The 26,094-nt window shown below is 67.4% G+C and carries 23 protein-coding genes; 10 read left to right on the forward strand and 13 right to left on the reverse strand.

Annotation, left to right across the window (positions count from 1 at the left end):
- Positions 1 to 38 precede the first annotated feature (38 nt).
- The 6 genes from ACFOMH_RS09875 (at position 39) to ACFOMH_RS09900 (ending at position 5,987) form a co-directional block, all read left to right on the forward strand.
- Entirely contained in the window at positions 39 to 857 is an 819-nt protein-coding gene (locus ACFOMH_RS09875; protein WP_374425665.1) for a transporter substrate-binding domain-containing protein, read from the forward strand.
- Positions 858 to 929: 72 nt separating this feature from the next.
- Entirely contained in the window at positions 930 to 1,577 is a 648-nt protein-coding gene (locus ACFOMH_RS09880; protein ID WP_374425666.1) for an amino acid ABC transporter permease, read from the forward strand.
- Positions 1,577 to 2,242: an amino acid ABC transporter permease gene (locus ACFOMH_RS09885; protein WP_377744236.1), complete on the forward strand. Its 666-nt coding sequence runs from the start codon at positions 1,577 to 1,579 to the stop codon at positions 2,240 to 2,242. Before ACFOMH_RS09880 ends, ACFOMH_RS09885 begins: the two co-directional genes overlap by 1 nt.
- A gap of 2 nt (positions 2,243 to 2,244) precedes the next feature.
- Entirely contained in the window at positions 2,245 to 3,015 is a 771-nt protein-coding gene (locus ACFOMH_RS09890; RefSeq protein WP_374425668.1) for an amino acid ABC transporter ATP-binding protein, read from the forward strand.
- Between the two features lie 62 nt (positions 3,016 to 3,077).
- Positions 3,078 to 4,184: an NADH:flavin oxidoreductase/NADH oxidase gene (locus ACFOMH_RS09895; RefSeq protein WP_377744238.1), complete on the forward strand. Its 1,107-nt coding sequence runs from the start codon at positions 3,078 to 3,080 to the stop codon at positions 4,182 to 4,184.
- Between the two features lie 525 nt (positions 4,185 to 4,709).
- Positions 4,710 to 5,987 carry a hemolysin family protein gene (locus ACFOMH_RS09900; protein WP_374425670.1) on the forward strand — a complete coding sequence of 426 codons (1,278 nt, stop codon included), beginning with the start codon at positions 4,710 to 4,712 and terminating at the stop codon, positions 5,985 to 5,987.
- Positions 5,988 to 6,150: 163 nt separating this feature from the next.
- Here ACFOMH_RS09900 and ACFOMH_RS09905 read toward each other — a convergent pair whose 3' ends face one another.
- The 4 genes from ACFOMH_RS09905 to ACFOMH_RS09920 all read right to left on the reverse strand — a co-directional run bounded on the left by ACFOMH_RS09905 (position 6,151) and on the right by ACFOMH_RS09920 (position 10,057).
- The gene (locus tag ACFOMH_RS09905; protein WP_377744240.1) at positions 6,151 to 7,008 is read right to left on the reverse strand and encodes a TonB family protein; all 858 of its coding nucleotides are present in this window, start codon (positions 7,006 to 7,008) and stop codon (positions 6,151 to 6,153) included.
- Positions 7,005 to 7,499: a TonB system transport protein ExbD gene (gene exbD, locus ACFOMH_RS09910; protein WP_377744242.1), complete on the reverse strand. Its 495-nt coding sequence runs from the start codon at positions 7,497 to 7,499 to the stop codon at positions 7,005 to 7,007. Before exbD ends, ACFOMH_RS09905 begins: the two co-directional genes overlap by 4 nt.
- A gap of 2 nt (positions 7,500 to 7,501) precedes the next feature.
- The gene (exbB, locus tag ACFOMH_RS09915) at positions 7,502 to 8,677 is read right to left on the reverse strand and encodes a tonB-system energizer ExbB (protein WP_377744243.1); all 1,176 of its coding nucleotides are present in this window, start codon (positions 8,675 to 8,677) and stop codon (positions 7,502 to 7,504) included.
- Between the two features lie 204 nt (positions 8,678 to 8,881).
- On the reverse strand, positions 8,882 to 10,057 hold the full coding sequence (locus tag ACFOMH_RS09920) for a pyridoxal-phosphate-dependent aminotransferase family protein (RefSeq protein WP_377744244.1): 1,176 nt from the start codon (positions 10,055 to 10,057) through the stop codon (positions 8,882 to 8,884).
- A gap of 158 nt (positions 10,058 to 10,215) precedes the next feature.
- On the opposite strand from ACFOMH_RS09920, the gene ACFOMH_RS09925 reads away from it, so the two are divergent.
- The 3 genes from ACFOMH_RS09925 to ACFOMH_RS09935 are packed head-to-tail and all read left to right on the forward strand — an operon-like array spanning position 10,216 to position 13,429.
- Positions 10,216 to 11,955 (forward strand): ABC transporter ATP-binding protein, encoded by a 1,740-nt coding sequence (locus ACFOMH_RS09925; protein ID WP_377744396.1) that lies wholly within the window; start codon positions 10,216 to 10,218, stop codon positions 11,953 to 11,955.
- Positions 11,955 to 12,674, forward strand: coding sequence for a CAF17-like 4Fe-4S cluster assembly/insertion protein YgfZ (gene ygfZ / locus ACFOMH_RS09930; protein ID WP_377744246.1), 720 nt, complete (start codon positions 11,955 to 11,957; stop codon positions 12,672 to 12,674). Before ACFOMH_RS09925 ends, ygfZ begins: the two co-directional genes overlap by 1 nt.
- Positions 12,671 to 13,429, forward strand: coding sequence for a metallophosphoesterase family protein (locus ACFOMH_RS09935; RefSeq protein ID WP_377744248.1), 759 nt, complete (start codon positions 12,671 to 12,673; stop codon positions 13,427 to 13,429). Before ygfZ ends, ACFOMH_RS09935 begins: the two co-directional genes overlap by 4 nt.
- Here ACFOMH_RS09935 and ACFOMH_RS09940 read toward each other — a convergent pair.
- From ACFOMH_RS09940 to ACFOMH_RS09970, 7 genes are read right to left on the reverse strand one after another with little or no spacing between them, the layout of a single operon-like run.
- Positions 13,426 to 14,550, reverse strand: coding sequence for a glycosyltransferase family protein (locus ACFOMH_RS09940; protein WP_377744249.1), 1,125 nt, complete (start codon positions 14,548 to 14,550; stop codon positions 13,426 to 13,428). The two genes, ACFOMH_RS09935 and ACFOMH_RS09940, sit on opposite strands and share 4 nt — an antisense overlap.
- The gene (locus ACFOMH_RS09945) at positions 14,547 to 15,791 is read right to left on the reverse strand and encodes a glycosyltransferase family 4 protein (RefSeq protein ID WP_377744251.1); all 1,245 of its coding nucleotides are present in this window, start codon (positions 15,789 to 15,791) and stop codon (positions 14,547 to 14,549) included. The genes ACFOMH_RS09940 and ACFOMH_RS09945 overlap by 4 nt, the downstream gene beginning before the upstream one ends.
- Positions 15,791 to 16,987 (reverse strand): glycosyltransferase family protein, encoded by a 1,197-nt coding sequence (locus ACFOMH_RS09950; RefSeq protein ID WP_377744252.1) that lies wholly within the window; start codon positions 16,985 to 16,987, stop codon positions 15,791 to 15,793. Before ACFOMH_RS09950 ends, ACFOMH_RS09945 begins: the two co-directional genes overlap by 1 nt.
- Before the next feature lie 9 nt (positions 16,988 to 16,996).
- Entirely contained in the window at positions 16,997 to 18,163 is a 1,167-nt protein-coding gene (locus ACFOMH_RS09955) for an ABC transporter permease (protein ID WP_377744253.1), read from the reverse strand.
- Entirely contained in the window at positions 18,160 to 19,158 is a 999-nt protein-coding gene (locus ACFOMH_RS09960; protein WP_377744255.1) for an ABC transporter permease, read from the reverse strand. The genes ACFOMH_RS09955 and ACFOMH_RS09960 overlap by 4 nt, the downstream gene beginning before the upstream one ends.
- Positions 19,155 to 21,125: an ABC transporter substrate-binding protein gene (locus ACFOMH_RS09965; RefSeq protein ID WP_377744256.1), complete on the reverse strand. Its 1,971-nt coding sequence runs from the start codon at positions 21,123 to 21,125 to the stop codon at positions 19,155 to 19,157. The genes ACFOMH_RS09960 and ACFOMH_RS09965 overlap by 4 nt, the downstream gene beginning before the upstream one ends.
- Positions 21,122 to 22,975 carry a dipeptide ABC transporter ATP-binding protein gene (locus ACFOMH_RS09970; protein WP_377744258.1) on the reverse strand — a complete coding sequence of 618 codons (1,854 nt, stop codon included), beginning with the start codon at positions 22,973 to 22,975 and terminating at the stop codon, positions 21,122 to 21,124. The genes ACFOMH_RS09965 and ACFOMH_RS09970 overlap by 4 nt, the downstream gene beginning before the upstream one ends.
- A gap of 145 nt (positions 22,976 to 23,120) precedes the next feature.
- Here ACFOMH_RS09970 and ACFOMH_RS09975 point away from each other — a divergent pair, with 145 nt between their 5' ends.
- Positions 23,121 to 24,086: a glycosyltransferase family 32 protein gene (locus ACFOMH_RS09975; protein WP_377744259.1), complete on the forward strand. Its 966-nt coding sequence runs from the start codon at positions 23,121 to 23,123 to the stop codon at positions 24,084 to 24,086.
- Between the two features lie 32 nt (positions 24,087 to 24,118).
- On the opposite strand, the gene ACFOMH_RS09980 is transcribed toward ACFOMH_RS09975, so the two are convergent.
- Together ACFOMH_RS09980 and ACFOMH_RS09985 are read right to left on the reverse strand one after the other, a co-directional pair.
- Positions 24,119 to 24,904, reverse strand: coding sequence for a polysaccharide deacetylase family protein (locus tag ACFOMH_RS09980; protein WP_377744261.1), 786 nt, complete (start codon positions 24,902 to 24,904; stop codon positions 24,119 to 24,121).
- A complete protein-coding gene (locus tag ACFOMH_RS09985; RefSeq protein WP_377744263.1) occupies positions 24,901 to 25,956 on the reverse strand; it encodes a glycosyltransferase family 4 protein in 1,056 nt (351 codons plus the stop codon). The genes ACFOMH_RS09980 and ACFOMH_RS09985 overlap by 4 nt, the downstream gene beginning before the upstream one ends.
- Positions 25,957 to 26,094 lie beyond the last annotated feature (138 nt).

The following is a 26,094-nucleotide window of genomic DNA, read 5'->3' on the forward strand; positions in this document are numbered from 1 at the left end:
CCCGTCCCGGATACTTCGTCCAACCAGGAGAAAACGACATGACCATTCAGACCAGCATCAAGGCCGCCCTGTTCGGCATGGCCGCCCTTGGCCTTGCCGGCGCGGCGCAGGCCGACCAGCTTGCCGATATCAAGACGGCGGGCAAGATCGTCACCGCGACCGACATGCATTACGCCCCCTTCGACATGCTGAACAACGGCACCTATGAGGGCATCACCAAGGACCTGTTCGACGAGGTCAGCAAGGAAATCGGCGCCGAGCCGGTCTATCAGGACATTCCCTGGACCGCCGAGCTGCCGGGCCTTGAGGTCAAGAAATTCGACATCGTGATCGCCCCTGTCACCATCACGCCCGAGCGGCTTGAGCGGTATACCTTTACCCTGCCGATCGCGGATGCGACCGTGTCGCTGGTCAAGGCCGCCGGCAATGCCGATCTGACCAAGCCCGAGGACATCAAGGGCAAGACCGTCGGCGTCCAGCAGGGCACGGCCCAGTTCAAGCAGCTTGAGGCTTACGGCGAAAAGCTGGGCGGCGTCACCATCAAGGAATACGGCACCACCGACGAGGCCTATGCCGATCTTGCCGCCGGCCGTCTGGACGCGGTCGCGGGTTCGCTGCCCAACCTGACCTATCTGGTCAAGAACCGTCCCGAAAGCTTTGCCCTGTTCGAGCCCGCCCAGTTCGGCGAGCCGAAATATTTCGCCTGGGTGCTGCGCAAGGATGCCGATACCGAAAGCTTTGCCAAGGCGATCAATGACGCGCTGCTGAAAATGACCGATGACGGCCGCGTCAAGGCGATTCAGGAAAAATGGTTGGGCGCCGCCGTCGAGCTGCCGCGCGAAGTGCCGACGAAATAAGTCCCTTGCGGGCGGGGCCATCCCCGCCCGCACCCCATTCGCCCGCTCAATTCCCCGTCTGCCGAGGCGCGCATGTTCTCGATCCCGGTCTTTCTGGAAAGTTTCGGGCCGCTCATTTGGGCGGCGCGCAATACGCTTTTGATCTCGGTCCTTGGCATCGGGCTGGGGCTGGTCATCGGCACGCTGATCTGTGCGGCGCGGCTGTCGCCCTATGGGGCCCTGCGCGGCTTTGCCGCCCTTTGGGTCAGCTTTCTGCGCGGGGTGCCGCTTCTGGTGCAGCTGCTGGTCTTTTACTACACGCTGCCGGTGATCGGGATCGATGTGCCGGCCACGGTCGCGGCCATCGTGACCGTCGGGATCTGCGCCAGCGCCTATATCTCTGAAATCTGGCGCGGGGCCATCGCCGCCCTGCCGAAAGGCCAGGCCGAGGCCGCCATCGCCATCGGCATGGGGCCGGTCGACATCTGGCGCCGGGTGATCCTGCCGCAGGCGTTCTCGATGTCGTTGCCGGCGCTGATCAACGAGCTGATCCTTTTGGTCAAGGCAAGCTCGCTGGTGTCGGTGGTGGGGATCATGGAACTGACCCGCGCAAGTCAGGCGCAGGCCGCCACCACCTTTCGCCCGCTTGAGGTCTATATCGCCGCCGCCTGCATCTATCTGGCCATCAACCTGTGCCTTGCGGTGCTGGGGCGGTATCTTGAACACAGGACGGCGGTCTAATGGATTTCAGTATTTTCCTGCAATACGGCCCGGCGCTTTTGCGCGGTTTCGGTGTCACCATCCTGTGCTGGCTTGCGGGCACCGTCTTTGGCATGGCGCTGGGTCTGGTGATCGCGCTGATCCAACGTTACGGGCCGCGCTGGCTGGGCTGGATCATCCAGATCTATATCGAGGTGATCCGCGGCACGCCGTTTCTGGTCCAGCTTTTCGTGCTGTATTACGGCGGCCCGCTGATCGGGCTGCGGCTGGATGCGCTGCCGGCGGGCATTCTGGGCCTGACCATCTATGGCAGCCCCTATTTCGCCGAAATCTTTCGCTCGGGCTTTCGTGCCGTGCCCCATGGCCAGATCGAGGCCGCCCGCGCCATCGGCATGACCGAACCCACGATCATCCGCCGCATCCTGTTGCCGCTGGGCCTTGTCTCGTCCCTGCCGGCGCTGGTCAATTTCTCGATCATCCTGACCAAGGAAACGGTGATCCTGTCGATCATCACGGTGCCCGAGCTGATGTATCAGGTCGGCCGCATGTCGGCCGAGACCTTTCGCTATCTGGAAACCAACCTCGTGCTGGCGCTGTTCTTCTGGCTTCTGGTCGAGGCGATCTCGCGTCTGGGCCGCCGGCTTGAGGCGCGCGTCACCAAACATCTGATCGAAGAAAGGAGCTGAGCATGCAGGCCTCTGCCGTCGAAATCAGCAAGGTCAACAAGTTCTACGGTCCCTTTCACGCGCTCAGGGATGTGGATCTGTCGATCCCGCCGGGCAAGGTGACCTGTCTGATCGGGCCGTCGGGTTCGGGCAAGTCGACGCTTTTGCGCTGTGTCAACTTTCTCGAAGAATACGATTCCGGCGAAATCCGCATCGATGGCCAGATGATCGGCTATGACCGGCCGGGACAAAAGATGTCGGGCCGGCGCCTGCGCGAGATGCGGCGCGCCATCGGCATGGTGTTCCAGCAGTTCAACCTTTGGCCGCATATGACCGCGCTGGAAAACGTGGCCGAGGGGCTGATCCGGGTGCGCGCCCTGTCGCGGCCCGAGGCGGAATCCCGCGCCCGCGCCGCGCTGGAAAAGGTCGGGCTTGGCGACAAGATGGGCAACCACCCCTCGCGCCTGTCGGGCGGTCAGCAACAGCGCGTGGCCATTGCCCGCGCCATCGCGATGGAGCCGCGGCTGATGCTGTTCGATGAGCCGACATCGGCGCTTGACCCCGAACTGGTTGGCGAGGTCTTGAACGTGATGAAAACCCTGGCCAGCGAGGGCATGACCATGGTCGTCGTCACGCATGAGATGGGCTTTGCCGCCCATGTCGCCGATCAGGTCGCCTTCATGGAAAAGGGTGAGCTGGTGGGCGTGGACAGCCCCGACCGCATCCTGCACCAGCCGCAGGACCCGCGCATTCAGGCGTTTCTGCGCACCTATCACGAAAGAAACAGTTTCTGACGGGGCTTGCGCCCGGCCTGCCGCGACCTACCTGCTAACGGTAACAATTGCAGGAGGGGCAGATGCCCAACCCCAAGCTTTTCGAGCCGATCACCATTGGCGGCAAACAGCTTATGAACCGCATCGTCATCGCGCCGATGTGCCAGTATTCGGCCACCGACGGGATGATGAACGACTGGCACCTGATCCATCTGGGCGGGCTGGCGCTGTCGGGTGCGGGCATCCTGACCATCGAGGCGACTGCCGTCACCCCCGAAGGCCGCATCACTTACGGCGATGTGGGGCTTTACGACGACGCGACCGAGGCGGCGATGGGGCGCGTTCTCAAGGGCATCCGGGCATGGTCGGACATGCCCGTCGCGATTCAGCTGGGCCATGCCGGGCGCAAGGCCTCGACCGAAAAACCGTGGCTCGGCGGACAGCAGATCGCCCCCGATGCGCCGGGCGGCTGGCAGACATTCGCGCCCTCGGCCGTGCCGATGCGCGCGGATGAAAACCCGCCCGTGGCGCTGGATACGGCCGGGCTGGCCCGGATCCGCGAGGGCTTTGCCGATGCCGCGCGGCGCGCGGTGCGGCTGGGCATCGACGCGATCCAGATCCATGCCGCGCATGGCTATCTGTTGCACGAATTCCTGTCGCCGCTGTCGAACCGGCGCACCGATGAATATGGCGGCAGCCTTGAAAACCGCATGCGCTTTCCGCTTGAGGTTTTTGACGCCATCACGGCGGCGGTGCCGGCCGGCTATCCGGTGACGGCGCGCGTCTCGGGGACCGATTGGGTGCCCGGCGGCTGGACCATCGAGGATACCGTGGCCTTTGCCCGCGCGCTTGAGGCGCGGGGCGCGGCGGCCATCCATATCAGCAGCGGCGGCATCGATCCGGGCGCGGCGATCCCGGTCGGGCCGGGCTATCAGGTGCCGCTGGCCCGCGCCGTCAAACAGGCGGTGACGATGCCGGTCATTGCGGTCGGGCTGATCACCGCGCCCGAACAGGCCGAGGAAATTATCGCCACGGGGGATGCCGACCTGATCGCGATTGCCCGCACGGCGCTTTACGATCCGCGCTGGCCCTGGCACGCGGCGGCGGCCCTGGGCGCCCATGCCAAGGCGGCGCCGCAATACCTGTTCTCGGCCCCGCGCGCAGCACCACGGCTGTTCCAGGGGGCATAGGGTCGCCCCGGCGCGTGGCGCCGGGCAGGGATGCGGCAGGGGCGGTTCGCGTGACGGGGCTCGTCATGGGTCGCCCCTTGCTTTGCGCCGCCCCTTGCCTTGCGCCTGTCTTGCCTTGCGCCCGCCTTGTCTGGTCCCGCGCCGCGCGGCCGGGGCCTGAACGGGAAAGCTTTTTGCGGCGGCCAAGGTTCTGGCGGGTCGCGGATTGCGGGCGCCCGATCTTGCGACGGGCGGTGCCCCGCGTCCGCCGATGACAGGGATTTCGCGCAAGCCAATGACCAGACCGGGAAAACCCCCGCGATATGGCGGATTTGCCGATGCGTGACGAAAATCCGCCACCTTGCGGCCCCTTGGGCGCGCGGCGATTGCCAAGCGCCGCCCCGCGCCTATATTGTGGCATGACCCAGCCGGAGCGCCCCGCCGATACGCGTATGATCGACGACATATTCGCAGGCCCGATATTGCCAGGCCCGCCATGCCGTGCGCCTGTCCCGGCCCCTTTCCCAAACCAGCCGAGCCCGCCCGATGTGGATTGAAATCGCCATCGTTCTTGTCCTGATTCTGATCAACGGGCTTTTGGCCATGTCCGAACTGGCCATCGTGTCGGCCCGGCCGGCGCGGATGAAGGTGCTGGCCGAGCGCGGCGATCACGGCGCGGCCATCGCGCTGCGTCTGGCCGAGGATCCGGGCCGGTTCCTGTCCTCGGTCCAGATCGGGATCACGCTGGTCGGCGTGCTGTCGGGGGCGTTTTCGGGCGCCACGCTGGGCGCGCGGCTGGCGCAGGCGCTGCCCGGTTGGGGGGTGCCCGCGTCGCTGGCACAGCCGCTGGGCATGGGCGGCGTGGTCGTGGCCATCACCTATCTGTCGCTGATCATGGGCGAGCTGGTGCCCAAACAGATCGCCCTACGCGCGCCCGAGGGCGTGGCCCAGCGGGTCGCGCCGCTGATGCTGCTGATTTCGCGCGTTGCGGCGCCGCTGGTCTGGCTTCTCGACAAGTCGGGCAAGCTGGTGCTGGCGGCTCTGGGCCAGTCCGGCGATGGCCGGCAAGGCATCAGCGACGAGGAAATCCGTCTGGTCATCTCCGAGGCCGAAACCGCCGGCGTCATGCATCGCGCCGAAACCGAGATGATCGCCGGCGTCATGCGCATCGCCGACCGCAGCGCCCGCCAGCTGATGACCTCGCGCCGCGATATCGAGCCGGTGGACACCGCCGACAGCTGGCAGGTGGTGGCGCGCAAGTTCCGCGACAGCCGCCGCACCCGCCTGCCGGTCAGCGATGGCGATCCCGACGAGCTGATCGGCGTCGTGGCCAGTGTCGATCTGTTGTCGCAAAGCCGTGGCGCCAGCTTCGACCTGCGCGAGGTGATGCAGCCCGCGCCCATCATCCCCGAAACCATGGCCGCCCCCGAGGTTATCGCCAAGCTGCGCGCCGCACCGGGGCAGATGGTGCTGGTCTATGACGAATATGGCCATTTCGAGGGCGTGGTGACGCCGATGGATGTGCTTGAGGCGATTACCGGCGAATTCGTCGGCTGGGACGATGACGAGCCCAAGGTCGTCGAGCGCGAAGACGGCAGCCTTCTGGTCGCGGGCTGGATGCCGGCCGATGAATTTGCCGACCGCCTGTCCCTGCCGCTGCCCGAAGATCACGACTATTCGACCGTGGCCGGGATGGTGCTGGATCTGATGGGACGTCTGCCGCAGGCGGGCGACAGCGTCCGCTGGCAGGGCTGGCGGATCGAGGTGGTCGATATGGACGGGCGCCGCATCGACAAGCTTTTGGTGTCGCGCCTGCCGCGCTAGGCGGCGGCCGGGCGCTTGGGCATTCGCTCAGGTCACGCAATGGACCGCCACGCAAATGAACAAAGGCCCCGCAAATGGCGGGGCCTTTTCACATTCGGGCATCTTCATGGCGGGCGGATAGCCGGGGTCCGGTCGGGATGCGTCCGGGCAGGGTCGGCCGCGTCTACATCCTGATCTGGACCGGCAGCACCAGCGTCGTGGTCTTGCCCGTCGGCGGCGCCGGCAGGCGCGGCAGCCGCGCCGCCTGACGGCTCAGCGCCTGATCGATGCGCGCATCCCCGGTCGAGCTGGCCAGCCGCGCCCCCGCGACCTGACCGCCGGGACTGACGCTGAAGCTGATATTGACGGTGACCGTGCCGCCCCACCCGCTTAGCCGGGTGCGGCGCATGTGCCGGGCGACGGCGGCTTGCACCTTGGATTGCCAGCTTGCCACCTGCTTTTGCGAGGGCGCGCCCGCCTGTGCCTGTGGGGCGGCCGACCGCTCGCCGCGTTCGGCGCGCAATTGGGTGCGGGCGGCGCGCGCGGGCTGTTGCTCGGTGGCCTTTTCGCGGACCTTTTCACGCCGTTCCTCGCGCCGGGGCTCGGCGGTGCGCTTTTCCGGCTCGGGTTCCGGCTCGGGTTCGGGACGCTCGGGCGGGCGGCGCGATTGCGCCAGCGCGACCGCATCGGGTGGCGGCGGGAACAGGGTGTTCATATCCGGCAGCGGCGCCAGCTCTTGCAGCGGCGGCAGGGCGATTTCCGGCTCTGGCTCCGGCTCCGGCTCTGGCTCTGGCTCTGGCGCGGGTTCGGGTTCGGGGGCGGCTTCGGCCATTTCCTCTTGCTCGACCGCGTCCGGGGGGGCCGCGGCGGTGGGCAGGGGCGCCAGTTCGACATAGACGGGATCGGGCAGGCCGGCGGGGGCGGCGGCCTCGGCCTGTCGCAACAGCCAAAGCGCGCCGCCCAGATGCAGGCCCGCGACCATTGCGGCCGCCCCGCCCCAGATCGCGACCTCGCGCAGGATCGGCGGCACGCGCCCGCTCATCCGTCCGCACCCGTGACGGGCGGGGCAGGGGTGGCCGGTGTCGGGGCCGGGGCCGGGGCGGTCACTGGGGCCGGGGCCGCCTCAAGCCCGACCAGCGCGATCTTCAGGTAACCCGTCTCGCGCAGCGTGTTCATCACCCCCATCAGATCGCCATAGGTCACCGCCTGATCCGCGCGCAGGAAAATCCGCTGTTCGCGGTCGTTGTCGGTGGCCTTGGCCAGCGCCTCGGCCAGGCCGCCGGGGGCGATATCGTCATTGCCAAGCGCCAGCGTCAGGTCGGGCTTGACGGTGACATAGACCGGATGGTCCGGGCGCTGTGCCGGGGTCGCGTTCGAAACCGGAAGGTCGACATTCACATCCACCGTCGCCAGCGGCGCCGCCACCATGAAGATGATCAACAGCACCAGCATGACGTCGATGAACGGGGTGACGTTGATTTCGTGATTGTCGGGCAGGTCGTCGCCCGCAATGTCGCGAATGCCGCCGGCCATGGCTATTCCCCCGCGACCGCGGCGCTGCCGCGAAAGTCCAGATCGCGGCTGACCAGACGTCCGACACCGGCGGCGGCATTGGCCAGACGCAGCCGATAGCCGGTGATGGCGCGGGCAAAGACGTTATAGATGACCACCGCCGGGATCGCCGCGACCAGCCCGATGGCGGTGGCCAGCAGCGCCTCGGCGATGCCCGGCGCGACCACGGCAAGGTTGGTGGTCTGCGCCTCGGAAATGCCGATAAAGCTGTTCATGATGCCCCAGACGGTGCCGAACAGCCCGACAAAGGGCGCGGTCGAACCGATGGTGGCCAGAACGCCGGTCCCCCGGCCCATGCGGCGCCCGGCTGCGGCCTGAATGCGGTCCAGATGCGACCCCACGCGTTCCTTGACCCCGGCATCGCCCGCCCGGTCCAGCGCCGGGGCCGAGCGGTCATATTCCCCTGCGGCGGCCCGCACCATGCGCGAGACCGGATCGCGGCGCGACCCGACCGAGGCCAGCGCGGCCGGCAGGCTGGGGGCATGTTCCACCCGCCGGATGCCCGCCTGTGCCCGCCGCGAGGCCGCGACCAGCTCAAGAAGTTTGACCACCAGCACCGTCCAGGTGATGACCGAGGCGATGGCCAGACCGATCATCACCGCCTTGACCACCCAATCGGCGGCCATGAACATGCCCAGCGGCGACAGGTCATGCGGCAGGTTCGGATCGCGCGCCGCAAGCATCGGGGTCAGCGTTTCCCGCATGGATTGCGGCAGAAAATCCGGCGCGGTGGCGGTCGTGTTTTCGGCGGCCTTCTCTTGGGGATTCGTGTCTTGGGCGGCCGTGTTTTGGGGGGGCGTCGCGGCAGGCTCTGCGATGGTGGGGGCCGGGCTTGCGGTGTCTGGACCTGGCGGGGGCGTCACCGCGGCGGGCCGGGCATCGGTGGATGGCGCGGCACCGGGTTCCGCCTGCGACGGGGTCGCCCCGGATGCGGGTGCCGTCTGGGCGGGCTGCGTCGCCGGTTGGGGGGATGTGTCGACGGCTGTCCCGGTGGGGGCCACCGTGCCGGTGGCGGGCGCGGGGCTTTCTTGCGCGGCGGCGGAACTGCCCAGCACCGGATCCGAAACCAGCGCGGCGGCAAGCACCAGCGCGGCAAGCCCTGTGGATGTCCCCAAGCCACGGCGCGATGAAAGTTTCATATTGGATCCTATGCTTTGACGGTTCGCGGGGCCGGGCGTGACAGGGACGACAGCGGTGGCGGCATCGCCGGTCCGATCCGACCCGGCCTGTTCTGGCTGGCGCGGCTTGTATCTGGCAACCATGTAAAATTGTCAACTATTGGTTCCGGCCATGCGGGATGCATGGCCGCGACCGCCACGCGCCGGCCGAACGACGCGGGAAAATCAGGGGCGCGGCGCCGCGATCGCGCGCGCTGCCGCCTCAAGCGCGCCGGGGCCATGGGGGATGTTCAGCGCGGTCATGCCGGCCTCGATCACGGCCAGGGTGCCCAGAATCTGCGACGCGTTGGCGTAACCCATATGGGCGATGCGCAGCGCGTTTTCGGGTTCCGCCGCGCCCAGACCGATGCCCAGCGTCACCCCGGTCTCGCGCGCCGTCCATGCGCGCAGCCCGGCCGCACCGGGCAGGGCGGCGGCGGTCACGGCATGGGCGCGCGCGGCGGGATCGGCGACGGTCGGCGCGATGCCGGTCCCGCCCGCGCCCCAGGCATCCAGCGCGGCCCATGTCGCCTGTGCCAGCCCCCGGTGCCGGGCCCAGACGGCGGGCAATGTCTCTTCGTCCAGAAGCATGCGCAGCGCCTCGTTCAGGCCAAAGATATGCTGGACAGGCGGCGTGCCGCCCCAGAATTGCCACAGCTCTTCGGCCGCGAAACGCGGCGCCCAGTCCCAATAGGGCGTCGCCAGATCGCTGCGCGGCCGCGCCAGCACGCGTTCGGATACCCAGAGAAGCGCCACGCCCGGCGGGGTCATCAGCCCTTTCTGACTGGCCGAGACCAGCACATCGACGCCCCAGTCGCGCATCTGCATCGGCTCGCATCCCAGCGAGGCGATGGCATCGACCACGAACAGCGCCGGATGCCCGGCCATCGCCTGTCGCAGGGCCGGGATATCGGCGCGGACCGAGCTTGCGGTATCGACCTGACAGACGAGCACGGCGGTGATCCGGCGGTCGCGGTCCTGTGCCAGCCGGTCGGCCAGCCGCTGTGGATCGGGGGCGGCGGGGCCGCATTCCATTTCCTCGACCTCGATCCCCTGGGCCCGGGCCGTGGCGGCCCAGGCGCGGCCGAAATGGCCCGAACACAGCACCAGCGCGCAATCGCCCCGGTTGAACAGGTTGGTATTCGCGGCCTCCCATGCGGCATGGCCGTTGCCGATATAGGTCGCGACCGCGCCGGCGCCGCCCGCCAGCCGGCCCAGATCGTCGATCAGCCGGCGGTTTTCCCCCGCCAGCGCATCGCCGTAGATATCGGGCGAGGCGCGATGCATGGCGCGCAGCACGCGTTCGGGCACGGGCGAGGGGCCGGGAATGGCGATGACGGGGTGGCCTTGGGCAAAGCTCATGGGCGGATCCTTGTGGCGATGCGCAATCGGTAGGCCGTGCCGGGAACAAGGTCAACGCATCGGAGGCCCCGCCCGCGGCCCGCTCCCGCGCTAGCGGCTTGCCCCCGGGGCGCGCGCGGCTTATCCCTTTTTGCCAGACCGATATTTCCGGGGACATGATGGCGGACAGACTACACAAGACGGCCAATCTGTTCGCCCGCATGTGGCGCGACTATCTGCACCCCTATTGGGCGCGCATTCTGCTTGCGCTGTTTTTCCTGGTGATCGAGGGTTCGACGCTGGGCGTGCTCAGCTGGATGCTGAAGCCGCTTTTCGACCGGGTCTTTGTCGGCGGCGATACCAATGCGATCTGGTGGGTCGGCGGCGTCATCTTTGTGCTGTTCCTGATCCGGGCGGCGACATTCGTCATCAACCGCAGCCTTATGACATCGGTCTCGCTGGCGGTGTCGACCAAGATGCAGACCGATATGCTGCGCCATATCATGACGCTGGACAGCAGTTTCTTTCAGTCCAATCCCCCCGGCGCGCTGATCGAGCGGGTTCAGGGCGACAGCATCGCCGTGCAAGGCGTGTGGTCGACCTTTATTTCCGGGGCCGGGCGGGATGCGGTGTCGCTGGTCGCGCTGTTCGGGGTGGCGATCGCGGTCGATCCGGGCTGGACGCTGGCGGCGCTGATCGGGGCGCCGCTGCTGATCCTGCCCACGGTGCTGGTGCAACGCTATATCCGCCGCAAGATGCGCCAGAACCGCGTCAATGCGAGCCAGCGCGCGACCCGGCTGGACGAGGTGCTGCACGGCATCAACGCCGTCAAGCTGAACCGGATGGAGGAATATCAGGCCGACCGCTTCGCGCTGATCGTCGACCGCATCCGGCAGGGTCAGATCAAGATGTCGGCCATCGGCGCCACGGTGCCGGCGCTGGTCGATATCGTCACCGGGCTGGGGTTCATCGGCGTTCTGGCGCTGGGTGGGGCCGAGGTCACGCGGGGCGAACGCACGGTCGGCGATTTCATGTCCTTCTTTACCGCGATGGCGCTGGCTTTTCAGCCGCTGCGTCGGTTGGGCAGCCTTGCCGGGACATGGCAGATCGCGGCCGCCAGCCTTGAGCGGATCTATCAGGTGCTGGATCTGCGGCCCTCGATCACCTCGGGGACGCGGACGGCGCCGCCGCCCGACACCACCATCCGGCTTGATGACGTGCGGCTGTCCTATGACAGCCATCCGGTGCTGAACGGGCTGAGCTTTACCGCCGAGGCCGGAAAGACCACGGCGCTGGTCGGGCCGTCGGGGGCGGGCAAGTCCACCGTCTTCAACCTGCTGACGCGGATGATCGACCCGGAATCGGGGGCGATCACGCTGGGCGGGGTGGCCTTGCGCGATTTCGATCTGGCCACGCTGCGCGATCAGTTCTCGACCGTAAGCCAGGACGCGGCGCTATTTGACGAGACGCTACGCGAGAACATGCTTTTGGGCCATGACCGCGACGATGCCGCGCTGCGCCGCGCAACCGAGGCCGCGCATGTGGCCGAGTTCACCGATGCCCTGCCACAGGGGCTGAACACGCCGGCGGGGCCGCGCGGCTCGGCGCTTTCGGGCGGGCAGCGCCAGCGCGTGGCCATCGCCCGCGCCATCCTGCGCGATGCGCCGATCCTGCTTCTGGACGAGGCGACAAGCGCGCTGGATGCGCAAAGCGAACGGCTGGTCCAACAGGCGCTGGACGATCTGTCGGCCGGGCGCACCACGCTGGTCATTGCGCATCGGCTGTCCACCGTGCGCCAGGCCGACAAGATCGTGGTGATCGAATCCGGCCGGGTTGTCGAACAGGGCAACCATGACCAACTGATGGAACAGGGCGGCGTCTATGCGGCGCTGGTCCGGCTGCAATTCGGGGACAAGTGATGCGACGTATCCTGGCGCTGTCCGGCAAGGACCGCGAAACCTTCCTGCAAGGTCTGGTCACCAATGACGTGCGCCGCGCCCCGGTCTGGGCGGCGCTTTTGACGCCGCAGGGCAAATATCTGGCCGATTTCCTGATCGTGCCCGATGGCGAGCGGCTGTTGATCGATGTCGATGAGGCGTTGGCAGGCGATCTGATCCGGCGGCTGTCGATGTACAAGCTGCGCGCCGATGTGACGCTTGAGCCGACCGATCTTGCCCTTGCGCGCGGCACCGGCCCCGCGCCCGAGGGGGCCATCGCCGATCCGCGCGATCCGGCGCTTGGCTGGCGGCTTTATGGCGCCGCGACCGGTGACGATGGCAGCGATTGGGACGCGATCCGCGTCGCCCACACCATTCCCGAAACCCTGATCGAGCTGATCCCGAACGAGACTTTCATCCTTGAGGCTGGGTTTGAACGGCTGCATGGCGTCGATTTCCGCAAGGGCTGTTATGTCGGCCAGGAGGTCACCGCCCGCATGAAGCACAAGACCGAGCTGAAAAAGGGTCTGGTCACCCTTGGCATCGAGGGCGCGGCCCCGGTCGGCACCGCGATCCTTTTGCCCGACGGGCGCGAGGCGGGGGTGCTCTACACCCAAAGCGGTGGCCGGGCCATCGCCCATATGCGTTTCGACCGCATGGTCGAGGGGCTGACGGCGGGGGATGCGCGCATCCTTCCGTGACCGGGATCCTTGTCGCCGCCGACCTGCATCTTGACCAGTGGAAGCATCAGGGCCGCGATCCGCTTGCGGCATTGACGGATGCGGAATGGGCGGCGCTGGACGGGTTGATCGTCGCGGGCGATCTGTCGAACGCGGCCATGCGGAAATGGCCGCGCTTTCTGGGCCGGCTGGCCGCGCGCATGGATCCCGCCCGCATCCATGTCATTCCCGGCAATCATGACTATTACGGGCTGTCCTTGGGCGACGACGCCGTGCTGGCCGGGCTTTGCGCCGATCACGGCATCAACCTTGCGCAAGAGGCCGAGGTCGAAATCCGTGGCCGCCGCTTTCTGTGCGCGACCCTGTGGAGCGATTTTTCCCTGCCCGCCGATCCCGCGCGGCTGACCGATTTCACCCGCATTGCCGGGCCGGGGGGCGCTGTGCTGCGGCCCGCCGATATCGCCGCCCTGCATCGGCATCAGCGCGACTGGCTGGCCGCGCGGCTGGCGGCTTGCGGGGGGCGGGCCACGGTCGTGACCCATCACGTCCCGCATCCGGCGCTGCTGGCAAAGGCCACGGCAGAGCCGGGGGCATTTGCATCCGATCTTGCGGGGGTGATGCGCGCGCACCCTCCGCAGGCCTGGCTCTTTGGTCACGCCCATGCCGCGCAAAGCCTTGAAATCGCGGGCGTGGCTTGCCGGAATGTCGCGTTGGGGCTGCCCGTGCATTGCGCCGATCCGGGCGCAAGGCTGCGCGCGCTGATCCTGCGCGATTAGCGCGCCGCCGCCATCCGGCTCAGCATCCGCGCGGTTTCCGCCGCCCCGTCCAGCCGCAGGGCAAGGCGCGGCTGGCCGCTGCGCGCCAGTGCCGCGCGGATGGCGGCGGCCATGGCCGTGGGCGTCAACCCGTCCTCGGGCAGGCTGGACGCCAGCCCCAGCGCCGCCAGCTTGTCGGCGCGCAGGCTCTGTTCGGTTTCGCCGCCCGAGGCATAGGGGACCAGCACCGACTGACAGCCCGCCACCAGCATGTCGCAGACCGTGTTATAGCCCGCCTGCGAGACGGAAACCCGGGCCGAGACCATCAGCCCGGCAAGATCCTTGCGAAAACGCTCGACCGTCAGGCGCGGCCCGGCCATGGCGGCAATGGCGTCATATTCCGGCTGCGGCAGGTTCGGACCCGTCAGCACGCACCAGTCCAGATCGGAGGGCAGCATATCCCGTGCCGCGATGGCGCAGCGGATGAGTTCGGCCCCGACCGCGCCGCCGCCGGCCGAAACGGTGATGTCGTGGCGGTCGGGCGCGGGGATGGGCGCGGGCGGCGCGACAAGGCCGGTATAGCGGACCTTGCCGGCGATCCGCGCGGCCAGCGGAAAGCTTTCCTCGATCCGCGCAAAGGCGGGGTCGCCATGGACCAGCACCGCATCGAAACGGTTCAGCGTTTCCACCGTTTCCTCGTCCCGGCCGGGTTTGCGGTTGGCCTGCAATATGTCGCGGACCGAGCTGAGGATCAGCGGCCGGTTCGGGCGGGCATGGGCGGCATCCAGCAAGGGCAGCAGTTCAAAGCGCACCTGCCGGCGGCCAAAGGGAAAGGCCTCGATCAGCAGGGCGTCGGGGGCAAGCTGGTCAAAGGCCGATAACAGCGCGTCGCGGCGGCGGGTGCGAAAGGCGTCGTCGATGGGCTGGCCGTCCCGATCGACAAGGCCGGAAAATCCCTCGGCGGCGACGATCGGCGGCAGGGTCAGGTTGGCGATGCCGGGCGCCGGAAAGCCCGGCACCGGCAGGCCGCCGGTGACCATGGTGACGGACATGCCCTGCGCGGCCATCGCCTCGGCGATGCGGCTGGCGCGGGCAAGATGGCCGATGCCCAAAAGATGCTGGACATAGAACATCACTTTCATGCGTCATCCCTCCAGGCCGCGCGAAACAGCGCCAGCAATTGCCGCACGCTGGCATCGGCGTCGAAATCGGCGCGGACGCGGGCCTCGGCGGCGTCGCCCAGCCGCCGCCGCAGCGCGGGGTCGCGCAGGGCGCGTTCCATGGCCCGGGCCAGCGCCTGCGCGTCCTCGGGCGGGACCAGCAGGCCGTTTTCACCGTCCCGGAAGAGCTCGGGGATGCCCGAGATATTGCTGCCAATGCAGCACAGGCGCTGGCTTGCCGCCTCGACCATGACATTGGGCAGCCCGTCACGGTCGCCATCCGGGGTGATGCGGCTGGGCAGCACGAACAGATCGCTGTCGCGGTAAAGCCCCAGCACGTCCAGCTGGGGCAGGGCGCCGCGCCAGTCGATGCGGTCGCTCAGCCCCAGTTCCCGCGCAAGCGCTTGCAGCTGGTCCAGTTCCGGGCCGCCGCCGATATGCTCGAACCGCCAGGCGATATCGCCCGGCAACAGCGCGAGCGCCCGCAACAGCACGTCATAGCCTTTCTTGGGGACCAGCCGGCCGACACTGACCAGCCGCAGCGGATCGGCCGCATCGCTGCCATCGCGCATGGAATGGGCGCGGTCGGTCGGGCCGAACCGCGTCAGGTCCAGCCCGTGATAGCTGAGATGCACCCGCGCCGGATCGGGCGCGAGGCCGCGCAGATGTTCCCAGCCCGAGCGCGTGCAGGTCACGCACCACGCCGCATCCCCCAGCTTTTGCACGAGGTCCCAGTCGGGCGAGGTCCAGATATCCTTGGCATGGGCCGAAACGGTCCAGCCGATGCCGGTCATCCGGCTGGTGTAACCGGCGACCGAGGCGGGGGTGTGCAGGAAATGCGCATGCAGCCAGCCGGCATCGGCGGGCCATTCCGCCGCCAGCACCGCCGCCTGTCCGAAACGGCGGATGCGGTTGCGGCTGGGATCGCGCAGAAGATCGCGCCAGAACGCCCGCGCCGCGCGCCAGAACCCGCGCCGCCCCGCCACGCGGATCAGCCCGCGCAGCACGCGCCGGGGTTCGTCATGCAGATATTCCGGCAGATAGGTGACGGAGCCTTCGATCTCGTCATGGACGGGATGGCGGCGGGTATCGGTCGGATGCCGCATCGAAATCAGATGCAGCTTCAGCCCGACCTTTTCCAGCCCGCGAAGTTCCTGCGCGATGAAGGTTTCCGAAAGGCGCGGATAGCCCTTTAGCAGGACGGCAATATGGCGGTCCTGCATCAGACGGCCACGGCCTCGGTCACGCGCTTCGGGTCGAGCCAGTCGCCGACGATGCGGATGATGTTGTCCAGCCCGTCCAGATCGGGATGCGGATAGCCGACCGAGGGCGGCAGCTGGGTTTCCAGCGCCCGGATCTTTTGCGCCACCAGATCGGGATCGCGAGCCTCGTCGGGCATCAGCATGGTCGCGGCATTGAGTTCGGTCGCGCGTCGCGCCCGGATCAGCTGTTCCTCGCGCGGTTCGGTGCGCGGCACCAGAAGCGTCGGCTTGTCAAAGGACAGCACCTCGCACCAGGTGTTATAGCCGCTCATGCAGATGACGGCCTTGGCATCGGCCATCAGATCCTCCATCCGCGGCGAGAAATCCATCATCTCGAGCTTGGGGTTCTGGCGGGCGCGTTCCTGCAATTCGTGGCGCTGTTCGCTGGGCATATAGGGGCCGGTCACGATCACCGCGCGCGAAGGCAGGTCGGGATGGTGGCAATAGGCCTCGATCACGGAACGGATCATCTCGGCGCCGTCGCCGCCGCCGCCGGGGGTGACAAGGATATAGGGTTCCTTGACCGGACGCGGCGCAAGGCCATAGGCGTTGCGTTTCAGAAAGCCCACATAGGTCATGCGCTCGCGCAGGTCGTCGGGCACCGCGATCCCCTCGAGCGGGTCGTAAAAACCGCGCGGGCCATAGACCCAGACATCGTCGAAATGTTCGCGGATGCGGGGGATCATGTTCTTGCGGTCCCATTCCGCCGCAAGCAGCGCGGGGGAATCCATCACCTCGCGCAGGCCAAGCACAAGCCGCGTGCCCTGCGTCTTGAGATAGGCCAGCGTGTCCGCGATCTCGCCTTGCAGGCCCATGGGTTCCTTGTCGACGATAAAGACGTCGGGCGCAAAGCTGCGCGCGGTTTCAAGGATCATCGCGCGCCGCATCTTCAGCGTGTCCGATAGGTCCACATGCTCGGCCAGCGAGGTATATTCGCCATTGCGCAGCTTGATGACGCTGGGCACCTTTACGAAATCGACGCGGGCGCGATAGTCAAAGGCCCCGGCGATGGGCGCCCCCGAGATGATCAGCACCTGCATGCCGCTATAGGCTTCGACCAGCGCGTGGGCGATGGCGCGACAGCGGCGCAGATGGCCAAGTCCGAATGTGTCGTGGCTGTATAACAGGACGCGCGCGTCCCTGAGGCGAGTTGTCATGCGGTTCACTTATCGCAACGGGTCGGCGGCGTCACGCAGCCCATCCCCCAGAAAGTTGAAAGCCAGGATCACAAGGACGACAGGTATTACCGGAAACAGAAGCCACGGGTAAAGGGCCAGCGTGTTGACGCTGCGCGCCTCGGTCAGGAGAATCCCCCAGCTTGTCACCGGCGGGCGAAGCCCGAGGCCCAGAAAGCTGAGCGCGGTTTCGCCAAGGATCATCCCCGGAATGGTCAGCGTGGCCGAGGCCACCAGATGCGACATGAAGCCGGGCACGAGGTGACGGCCGATGATGCGCCCGGGGCTGGCGCCAAGGATCTGGGCGGCCTGAACGTAATCCTCTTCGCGCAGGGCCAAAAGCTTGGAGCGGACCGCGCGCGCAAGCCCGGTCCAGTCCAGCATGCCAAGGATGACGGTGATGCCGGCATAGACCAGAAGCGGGCTCCAGGTGACCGGCATGATCGCCGCAAGCGCCATCCAGAGCGGGATCGACGGGATGGATTGCAGGACCTCGATGACGCGCTGGACCACGGCGTCGATCCAGCCCCCGTAATAGCCCGCCATGCCGCCGATCACGATGCCAAGGACAAAGCTCATCGCGACGCCAAGGATGCCGATGGTCAACGAAATGCGCGCGCCATGGATGATGCGCGACAGGATATCCCGGCCCAGCCGGTCGGTGCCAAGGAAATAGGCGCTGCCATCCGTGGGCGCACAGACCAGATGCCGCTCGGCCGGGATCAGGCCCCAGAACATATAGGGGTCGCCCTTGCAGAAGAAGCGCAGCTTTTGCGGCCGCGACAGGTCGTCGGTATAGACGCGGCGCAGGTTCTCCATGTCCAGCTGCATGGTGCGGGCATAGACGAAGGGGCCGATGAACTTGCCGTCGTCGAACAAGTGGACCGCCTGTGGCGGCGCATAGATATTGGCGGTGTCGTGGCGGTGCAGGTCATAGGGCGCGACGAATTCCGCAAATGCCGCGACAAGATAGATGAACACCAGAAAGCCCGCCGACCAGACCGCAAGCCGGTGGCGGCGGAATTTCCACCACATGACTTGCAGTTGCGTGGCATTGGCAAGCTTGCCGCCTTCGCCCTCCTGATCGGCGACGGGGTCGAAGGGCGCGTCGGAAATCCTGTGCGGCAGAGGCGCGCCGGGCGGGGGCAACCGGATCATTTCGTGGCCTTTCCGGCCAGCCGGATCCGCGGATCCAGCAGCGCCAGCGCGATATCGGAAATCAGCACGCCGATCACCGTCAGCACCGCCAGAAACATCAGAAACGACCCGGCCAGATACATGTCCTGCGATTGCAGCGCCCGGATCAGCAAGGGGCCGGTGGTTTCCAGCGACAGCACGATCGCCGTGATCTCGGCCCCCGAGACGATGGCCGGCAAAAGCGAGCCAATGTCCGAGACAAAGAAATTCAGCGCCAGCCGCAGCGGATATTTGGTCAGCACCTTGAACGGATGCAGGCCCTTGGCGCGCGCGGTCAGCACATATTGCTTGTCCAGCTCATCCAGAAGGTTGGCGCGCAGCCGCCGCGCCATCGCCGCCGTGCCCGCCGTGCCGATGATCAGCACCGGGATCCACAGATGCGACAGGATCGAGCGCGCCTTGTCCCAGCTCATCGGCTGGCCCAGAAATTCGCGGTCCATCAGATGGCCGATGGACACCCCGAACCAGACATTGGCGAAATACATCAGGATCAGCGCCAGCATGAAATTCGGGACCGCGATCCCCAACAGGCCCAGAAAGGTCAGCCCGTAATCGCCCCAGCTGTATTGATGCGTGGCCGAATAGATGCCGATGGGAAAGGCGATGACCCATGTCACGATGATCGTCACCATCGAGACCAGCACCGTCAGCCACATGCGCGACGCCACCACCTCGCTGACCGGCATCCGGTATTCGAAGGAATAGCCGAAATCGCCATGCAGCATGCCGCCGACCCAATGCAGATAGCGGATCGGCATCGGCTGGTCAAAGCCGTAGCGGGCCTTGAGTTCCTCGATTTCCTGCAGGTCTGCGGTCTCGCCCATGGCGCGCAGTTCCTGCACATAGCTTTCGAAATAGTCGCCCGGCGGCAGCTCGATAATGGCAAAGACCAGCATCGAGATCAGGATCAGCGTCGGGATCATCACCGCGACGCGCCAGAGCAGATAGCGGATCATGGCGCGTCCTCGGTGTGCTGGGGGGGCGCGCCGCCATCGGCGGCCTCATTGGCCAGCCAGAAGGTATCGGGCATATAGACGCCCAGATAGGCGGTCGGGTCAAAACCATAAAGCGCCTTGGCCGGGTTGTTGCGCATGTCGGCGCGCGTGACCAGCGGTTGCAGGGTCTGGTTCACGGTGCCGATGGTAAAGACCTGTTCTCCCCAAAGGCTCAGCATCTGGTGCCAGACCTCGGCCCGGTCAAAGGCGCGGGCGCTGCTTTGCCATTTCCGGTAAAGCGCCAGCAATTCCTGGGCCTCGGGGATGTCCGGGGCCTCGCCCGCGGTGCCGCCGGATACGAAATGCGCGCTCCAGAGCGGCCATTGCAGCTGATCGTCGGTGACGGGGGCCAGCGCGTCGGGGGGCGTGTCGGCGTTCGGCACGCCGTTATCCAGCCCCTCCCATGCCGACATGATCACCTGTCCGGCCATGATCCGGCTGCGGAACAGGTCGCGCTGGCTGACGCGCGGGATAAGCTGGATGCCGATCTTGCGCCAATGCCCGTCGATCAGTTCCAGCATGTCGGTTTGCAGCATGCTTTCGCCGGTCGTCTCGACGATGATCTGCATCGGGCGGCCATCGGGCAATTGGCGCAACCCGCGCCCCTTGCGCGCATAGCCCGCCTCATCGAGCAGGGCATTGGCCTGATCGGGATCGTGGCTGGCCCACAGCCCGGCCAGCTCGGGGCGGTAAAGCGGACTTTCCGGCAGGACGGTATTCGCGCCCTCGGTGGCAAGGCCAAAGAACACCACCATGTTGATTTCATTGCGGTCCACGCCCAGAGACAGCGCCCGGCGCAGGCGCAGGTCCCGCATCGCCGCGCGCCAGCCCGGATCGGCGCAGTTCAGGTTCGGGATCAACGCCATGCGCGAGCCCTGGATCCGCTTCCACAGGTCGAGATGGATCGGAAACCGCTTTTCGGCCTGTTTCAGATAGGTGTAATCCGCGAAATCCAACCCGGTGAATTGCAGGTCGGAATCGCCCGCGCCGGTCTTGGCCGGGATCAGGTCGGCGGAACTCACATTCAGTTCCAGCCGGTCGATATAGGGCAGTTGCTGGCCCAGATGGTCGATGCGGTGGAAATAGGGATTGCGTTCAAAGATGAACTGTTCGGCCGGGGGCGCGGTGCAGGGCACCCATGCCTCAAGCGTGGGCAGGTCGGGGTTTTCGGGCCGGTTCTGGCGCCCCATCTTCTGGATCAGCGCGACCCAGTCGTCGACACGCTGTTCCTTGATCATCGGGGCCAGCGCCTCGGCCGTCTGATAGTCCGCGTGGAACCCGCGCAGATAGGCCGAGGGCAGCAACAGCCTTGGCGGCGCGGCCGAGGCGAGCTGTGACAGAAAGCCCGGGTTCGGGTCGTCCCAGGAATAGCGCACGGTCAGTTCGTCGACGATCTCGAACCGGGGCGGCCTGCCCATCACCCGCAATTCCGCCGGCACCCCCCCGCGCGAGATTTCGGGATGAAGGGCGACGTCCTCCCAGGCAAAGCGGAAATCCTCGGCGGTGACGGGCGTGCCGTCCGACCAGCGATGCCCGCGCCGCAGCCGAAAGGTGAAGATGCGCTCATTGGCGACGTGAAAGCGTTCCAGAATGTCGGGCCGGATGATGAAATCGCGGTCGCGGCCGACCAGCCGCGAATAGCTGATGATCGGGACATAGCGCACATCGCGGGCGCCCCCGATCAGAATGCGCAGCCGCCCGCCGTAATGGCCCGGAGACTGATCGGGTCCGGTCAGCGGGACGACACGCGGGATCAGGGGCAGACGGTGGCCCACGGGCGGCATCTTGCCGGCCGCGACCGCCGCTTTCAGCATCGGCGCATCGTGATAAAAGCCCGCCTCGGCCAGCGCCCGGCCCGAAAGCGCGACCCCCGCCCCCGCGCCCAGAAGGGCCAGCGCCTGACGGCGGCTGATCGGATCGCCGATCATGCCCTGAGCTCCGCCCGATCGGCACCGGGCTGCACCAGCACCCGATGGCCGGCGCCCAGATCCAGCGCCACCAGCCCCTCGCCCTGAAAGGCCGGGGCCCAGTCCTGTGGGCGCGAGCCGCGCGCCAGCGTCGCGAAATCCAGCGGCCGGTCAAGATCGGGATAGGGCACGGCCGCCAGAAGCGCGCGCGTATAGGGATGGACAGGCCCCTGCATGACGATATCGCGCGGGCCGATTTCGACGATCCGGCCCTGTTGCATGACCGCGACCTGATCGGACATGTAATTCACCACCGCAAGATTGTGGGAAATGAACAGATAGGTCAGGCCAAGATCCCGTTGCAGATCCTTGAGCAGGTTCAGAACCTGCGCCTGAACCGAGACATCCAGCGCCGAGGTCGCCTCGTCGCAGACGATCAGTTCCGGCCCAAGGGCCAGCGCGCGGGCGATGCCGATGCGCTGGCGCTGGCCGCCGGAAAAGCTGTGCGGATAGCGGGCGAGGTCGCGTTCGGGCAGGCCCACGGCCCGCATCAGGTCGCGCGCCACCTGTTTGCGGCTGGCGCGGTCGCCGACCTCATGCACCTCGAGCGGTTCGGTCAGGATGCTGCCCACGGTCATATGCGGCGACAGGGACGAGACCGGGTCCTGAAACACCATCTGGACCCGGCGCTGCATCTCCATCCGTTTTGCGCCGGTCGCGGCCAGAACGTCCTCGCCGTCCAGAAGGATGCGGCCGCTGTCGGGGGTGATGGCGCGCACGATCATCTTGCCGACGGTGGTCTTGCCCGAACCGGATTCGCCCACAAGGCCCAGCGTCTGGCCGCGCGGGATCGAAAAGCCGACATCCTCGACCACGCGGACGGGCTTGGCGGCCGTGAGAAAGCCGCCGCCCTCGCGCGGGGTAAAGGATTTCGTCAGCCCCTCGACCTGCAACAGCGGGCCGTCATGGCGCGCCGCCGCCGGCGCCCCAAGGCGCGAGCTGTCGACCTTGACCGGCACAAGCGGGCGCAGGCGTTCGTTCTGTGGCATGTCGAAATGCGGCACCGCCTGCATCAGCGCCTGAAGATAGGGGTGGCCGGGGCTGCGAAAGATCGGCGCGACCGGCCCCGATTCCACCACCTGTCCGCGATACATCACCACCACCTCATCGGCGAGATTGGCGACCACCCCAAGGTCATGTGTGATCAGCAGGATCGCCATGCCGCGCCGTTCCTGCAAATGCCGCAAAAGCTTCAGCAGCTTGCCCTGAATGGTCACATCGAGCGCGGTCGTCGGCTCGTCCGCGATCAACAGCGCCGGATCGCAGATCAGCGCCATCGCCACCATCGCACGCTGGCGCATGCCGCCCGACAGCTCGAACGGATACATGCGCATCACCCCGGCGGGGTTGCGAAAGCCCACATCCGACAGCATCTGTTCGACCCGCTCGGCGCGTTCGCGCGGCGTCAGGACCGAATGGATGCGCAGCGCCTCGTCGATCTGGTTGCCGATGGTGTGAACCGGCGAGAACGAGCTCATCGGTTCCTGAAAGATCATGCCGATGCGATTGCCCCGGATGGCGCGGATCCGGCGGCCATCGACGGGCAGGGTGGCCAGATCGACCGGCGCGCCCGGCGGCGCCTGCGGATCGTCGAACAGGATCGCGCCACAGACATCGGCGGTGCGGCTTTGCAGCCCCATGACGGTGCGCCCGATCACCGATTTTCCCGATCCCGACTGTCCCACAAGACTGGTGACGCGGCCGGGCAGGATGCGCAGGGATACGTCCTGCACCGCCTGAATATGCCCGCCGTAAAGCGGGAACCCGACGCTGAGATTTTCGATGCGCAAAAGGTCGCGGGATGCGGTCATTCTGGCGGGGCACCCCCGGCTGGCCATTCGGTCTGGCGGAATGCTAGTCAAGCATATTGGGCCTGTCCATGCCTTTCCTTGCGTTTCGGGCGCGCGGGTGCGGATTGGCCGCCCGGCGTAAGCCGTTGATCTTGATGGTGGCAGAATGGCAAAGCACAGGGACAAGGCGTGGTATGACGCGGAACTGGACCGGCTCGACGCGCTGATCCGCGCGGATCGGGCGGACGAGGCGCTGGCGCTGGTGGCCGCGCTTGCGGCCGGGGCCGCGGGCGATCCGGCCCAGCCGCTGGGTCCGCCGACGCTGGCCGGGCTGCCGCGGCGCCTGCATGCCGCGCGGCTGCGGTTGGCGCGGGCCGAGGGGGACATGGTGGCCAAGCTGGGCTGGCAGGCGACGCAGGGGCCGGGGCCAGAGACGCTTTTGCCGCTGGCGCGGTTCACGGCGGATGAACGGGCCGAGGCGGGGCGCCTTGGCCGCGCGCCGGTGCCGCGTCTCTTGCATCAGATCTGGATCGGCGAGCTGCCGCCCCCGCCCGCGCTTGCGGCGTGGCGCGACTGGTGCGCCGGCCACGGCCGCGATTACCTTCTTTGGGACGAGGCCGCGCTGGCCCGGATCGGCGCGCCCGATCATCCCGCCTATCGCGCCATGCTGGCGGCGGGGGATTTTCCCGGCGCGGTCGATGTCGCCCGCTATCTGGTCCTGCAAGCACAGGGCGGGATCTATCTGGATGCCGATTTTCACCCCAATCCGGGCGGCGGCGATTTCGACGACTACCTGCCCGCGCATGGGCTTTCGGCGCTGGCCGAGGATGTGCCGCGCGTGACCGGGCGCGGGCCGGTCCTCATGACCAATGCGCTGATTTCGACCCCGGCCGGGCATCCGGTGATGGCGGCGCTTTTGCGCATCATGCCCGAGGCCGTCCGCCAGCTGCCCCGCGCGCCGGCATGGTGGGTGACCGGGCCGCTGGTCTTTACGCTGCTGGCGCGGCTTTGTCCGTTGGGGGTGGCGGCGCATGACATCATCGCGGGCCGCCTGCCGCGCCGCGCGCCCGCCGAGGCGCTGGGACAGTTCCGGGACAGTTCCGGCCTGCTGATCGACTGGAAAAGCTGGTAGGTCTCGGCGCGGGCCGGTGATTGGGCCAGTGATCAGTCTGGGGATCCGGTGATCAGGCCGGGGATGATGTCGTCGGGCGCGACCCAGCGACAGGCCGGGTGATCGGTCAGCGTCATCACCTCTTCGAGAAAGGCCCAGATCGCGGCGTCGTGGTCAAGGTGATGGGTCAGGATGCCGATGGGGCGTTCCTCGCCCTGCGCGGCGGCCAGCGCCAGCTTGTGCCAAAGGCGGTCCGCGTCATGCAGGCTGCGCGATCCGTGCCAGTCGATCGGGTCGATCTGGGGGTTCAGCAGCGGCAGGGCGGTGGTGGTGACCTTGCCATAGGCCGACAGCGCCCGGATACCGATGCCGGGCAGGCCGTCCATGACCTCGGGCGCGATGCGGTTCCATGGCGGCACCAGCAGCTCGATCAGGTGATCGGGGAAAAGCCCGCGCAGACGGTCCAGCCCCTGCGCCAGTTCCGACAGCACCTGCGGCGCCGGGCGCTGGGGGCCCAGTTCTTGCATCTTTTCGCCGGGGCCGGCGTGGTTTTGATGCGCCCAGCCGTGCTGGGCCACCCGCACCCATGCCGGCAGGGCGGGGGCCAGATCGGCGCGGGCGCGGGCCGGGATGACCGCCAGAACCGGCGGCACGCCATGGCCCGCGCAAAGATCCAGCAGCCGTTCCAGCGGTGCCGAGGGTTCCGTGGCATCGTCGTCGCGCAACCAGAAGCGCAGGCGCTCGCCGCGATCATGGGCATGATCCAGCGCCGCGCGGAAAGCCTGTTTCATCGGTGAGCTCAGGGGCGAATTCAGGGACGAATTCAGGGGCGAATTCATGGGCGAAGCGCCTTTTGCAAAAGGGTATCGAGCCGGCGGCTGGCGGTATCCAGACCCCGATCCCCGCGAGCAAAGCGCCGGGCTGCGGCGGCCATATCCGCCCGGCGCGGCGCATCAAAGGCCAGCGTGGCGATGGCACGGGCGAAGGCCCCGGTATCGCGGGCGGGTGTCAAAAGGCCGGTCCTGCCGTTTTCCACCACCTCGGGCGTGCCGGCGGTTTCCTCGCTGATCACGGGCAGGCCGGCGGCCTGCGCCTCAAGCGCGGCAAGGCCGTAGGCCTCGGCATGGCCCGGCCAGAGATAAAGCCAGCCTTGCGCAAACAGCGCCGCCAGCCCGGGCCGGTCCAGCTGGCCCAGAAAGCTGACGCGGCCGGCGAGGGGGGCGAAGGCCGCCTCGACCTCTGGGCGGGCGGGGCCGTCGCCCGCGATGGATAGCCGCCAGTCCCCCGGCACCAGCGCCAGCGCCTTGGCCAGCGCCAGATAGCTGGACAGCTTGTCCCCCGGCCGCATCATCGCGGCGGTGACGAAATGGCCGGGCTGCGGGGCGGGGGGCGCGGCAAAGGGGTCTGCGTCGATGAATGGCGGCAGGCGGGCGATCCGGGCCTCTGGACAGCCCTCGGCCAGACCCTGCGCGTCGCGGGCGGTGACCGAGATGTTCAGTGCCGCCTGTTCCAGCCCGGCAAGGACCAGATCCTGCGCTCGCGCCCAGTCGCCAAGATTGCGCCGCCGCGACCACGAGCTTTCGACCGTCAGATAGGGAATGCCGAATTCCCGCGCCAGCGGCGGCCCGATCAGATCGGGGGACTTGTAATAGGGATGATAGCAAAGCCACAGATCGGGGGTGCCCCCGTCATGCCAGCGGGTGGCGATCCGCAGCCTTTCGGCCGCGGCCTGCGCCTCGAACGGGGCCAGCAGGCCCGCATCCGCCGCGCGCAGGAAAACCCGCAACTCGGAAACCAGCGTGACGTCGTGCCCGGCCATCTCAAGCGCCCGGATCAGCATCCGCGCCATCGCCCGGTCGCCCGAGGGCACCGGATGGCCGGGTGGTTTCATCGGTGCGTAAAATGCAATGCGCATCGCATCCTTGTTTCCGTGGCGAGGGCGGCATATTTGACGCGCCGGGCCGTGCTTGTAAAGCGCGCGCCAGCAGGGGACTTGCAATCCGCAGACGTTACCGCAAACGATGAATGC

It is taken from the genome of Paracoccus mangrovi (genome assembly GCF_042648425.1).
Lineage (GTDB): Bacteria > Pseudomonadota > Alphaproteobacteria > Rhodobacterales > Rhodobacteraceae > Paracoccus > Paracoccus mangrovi.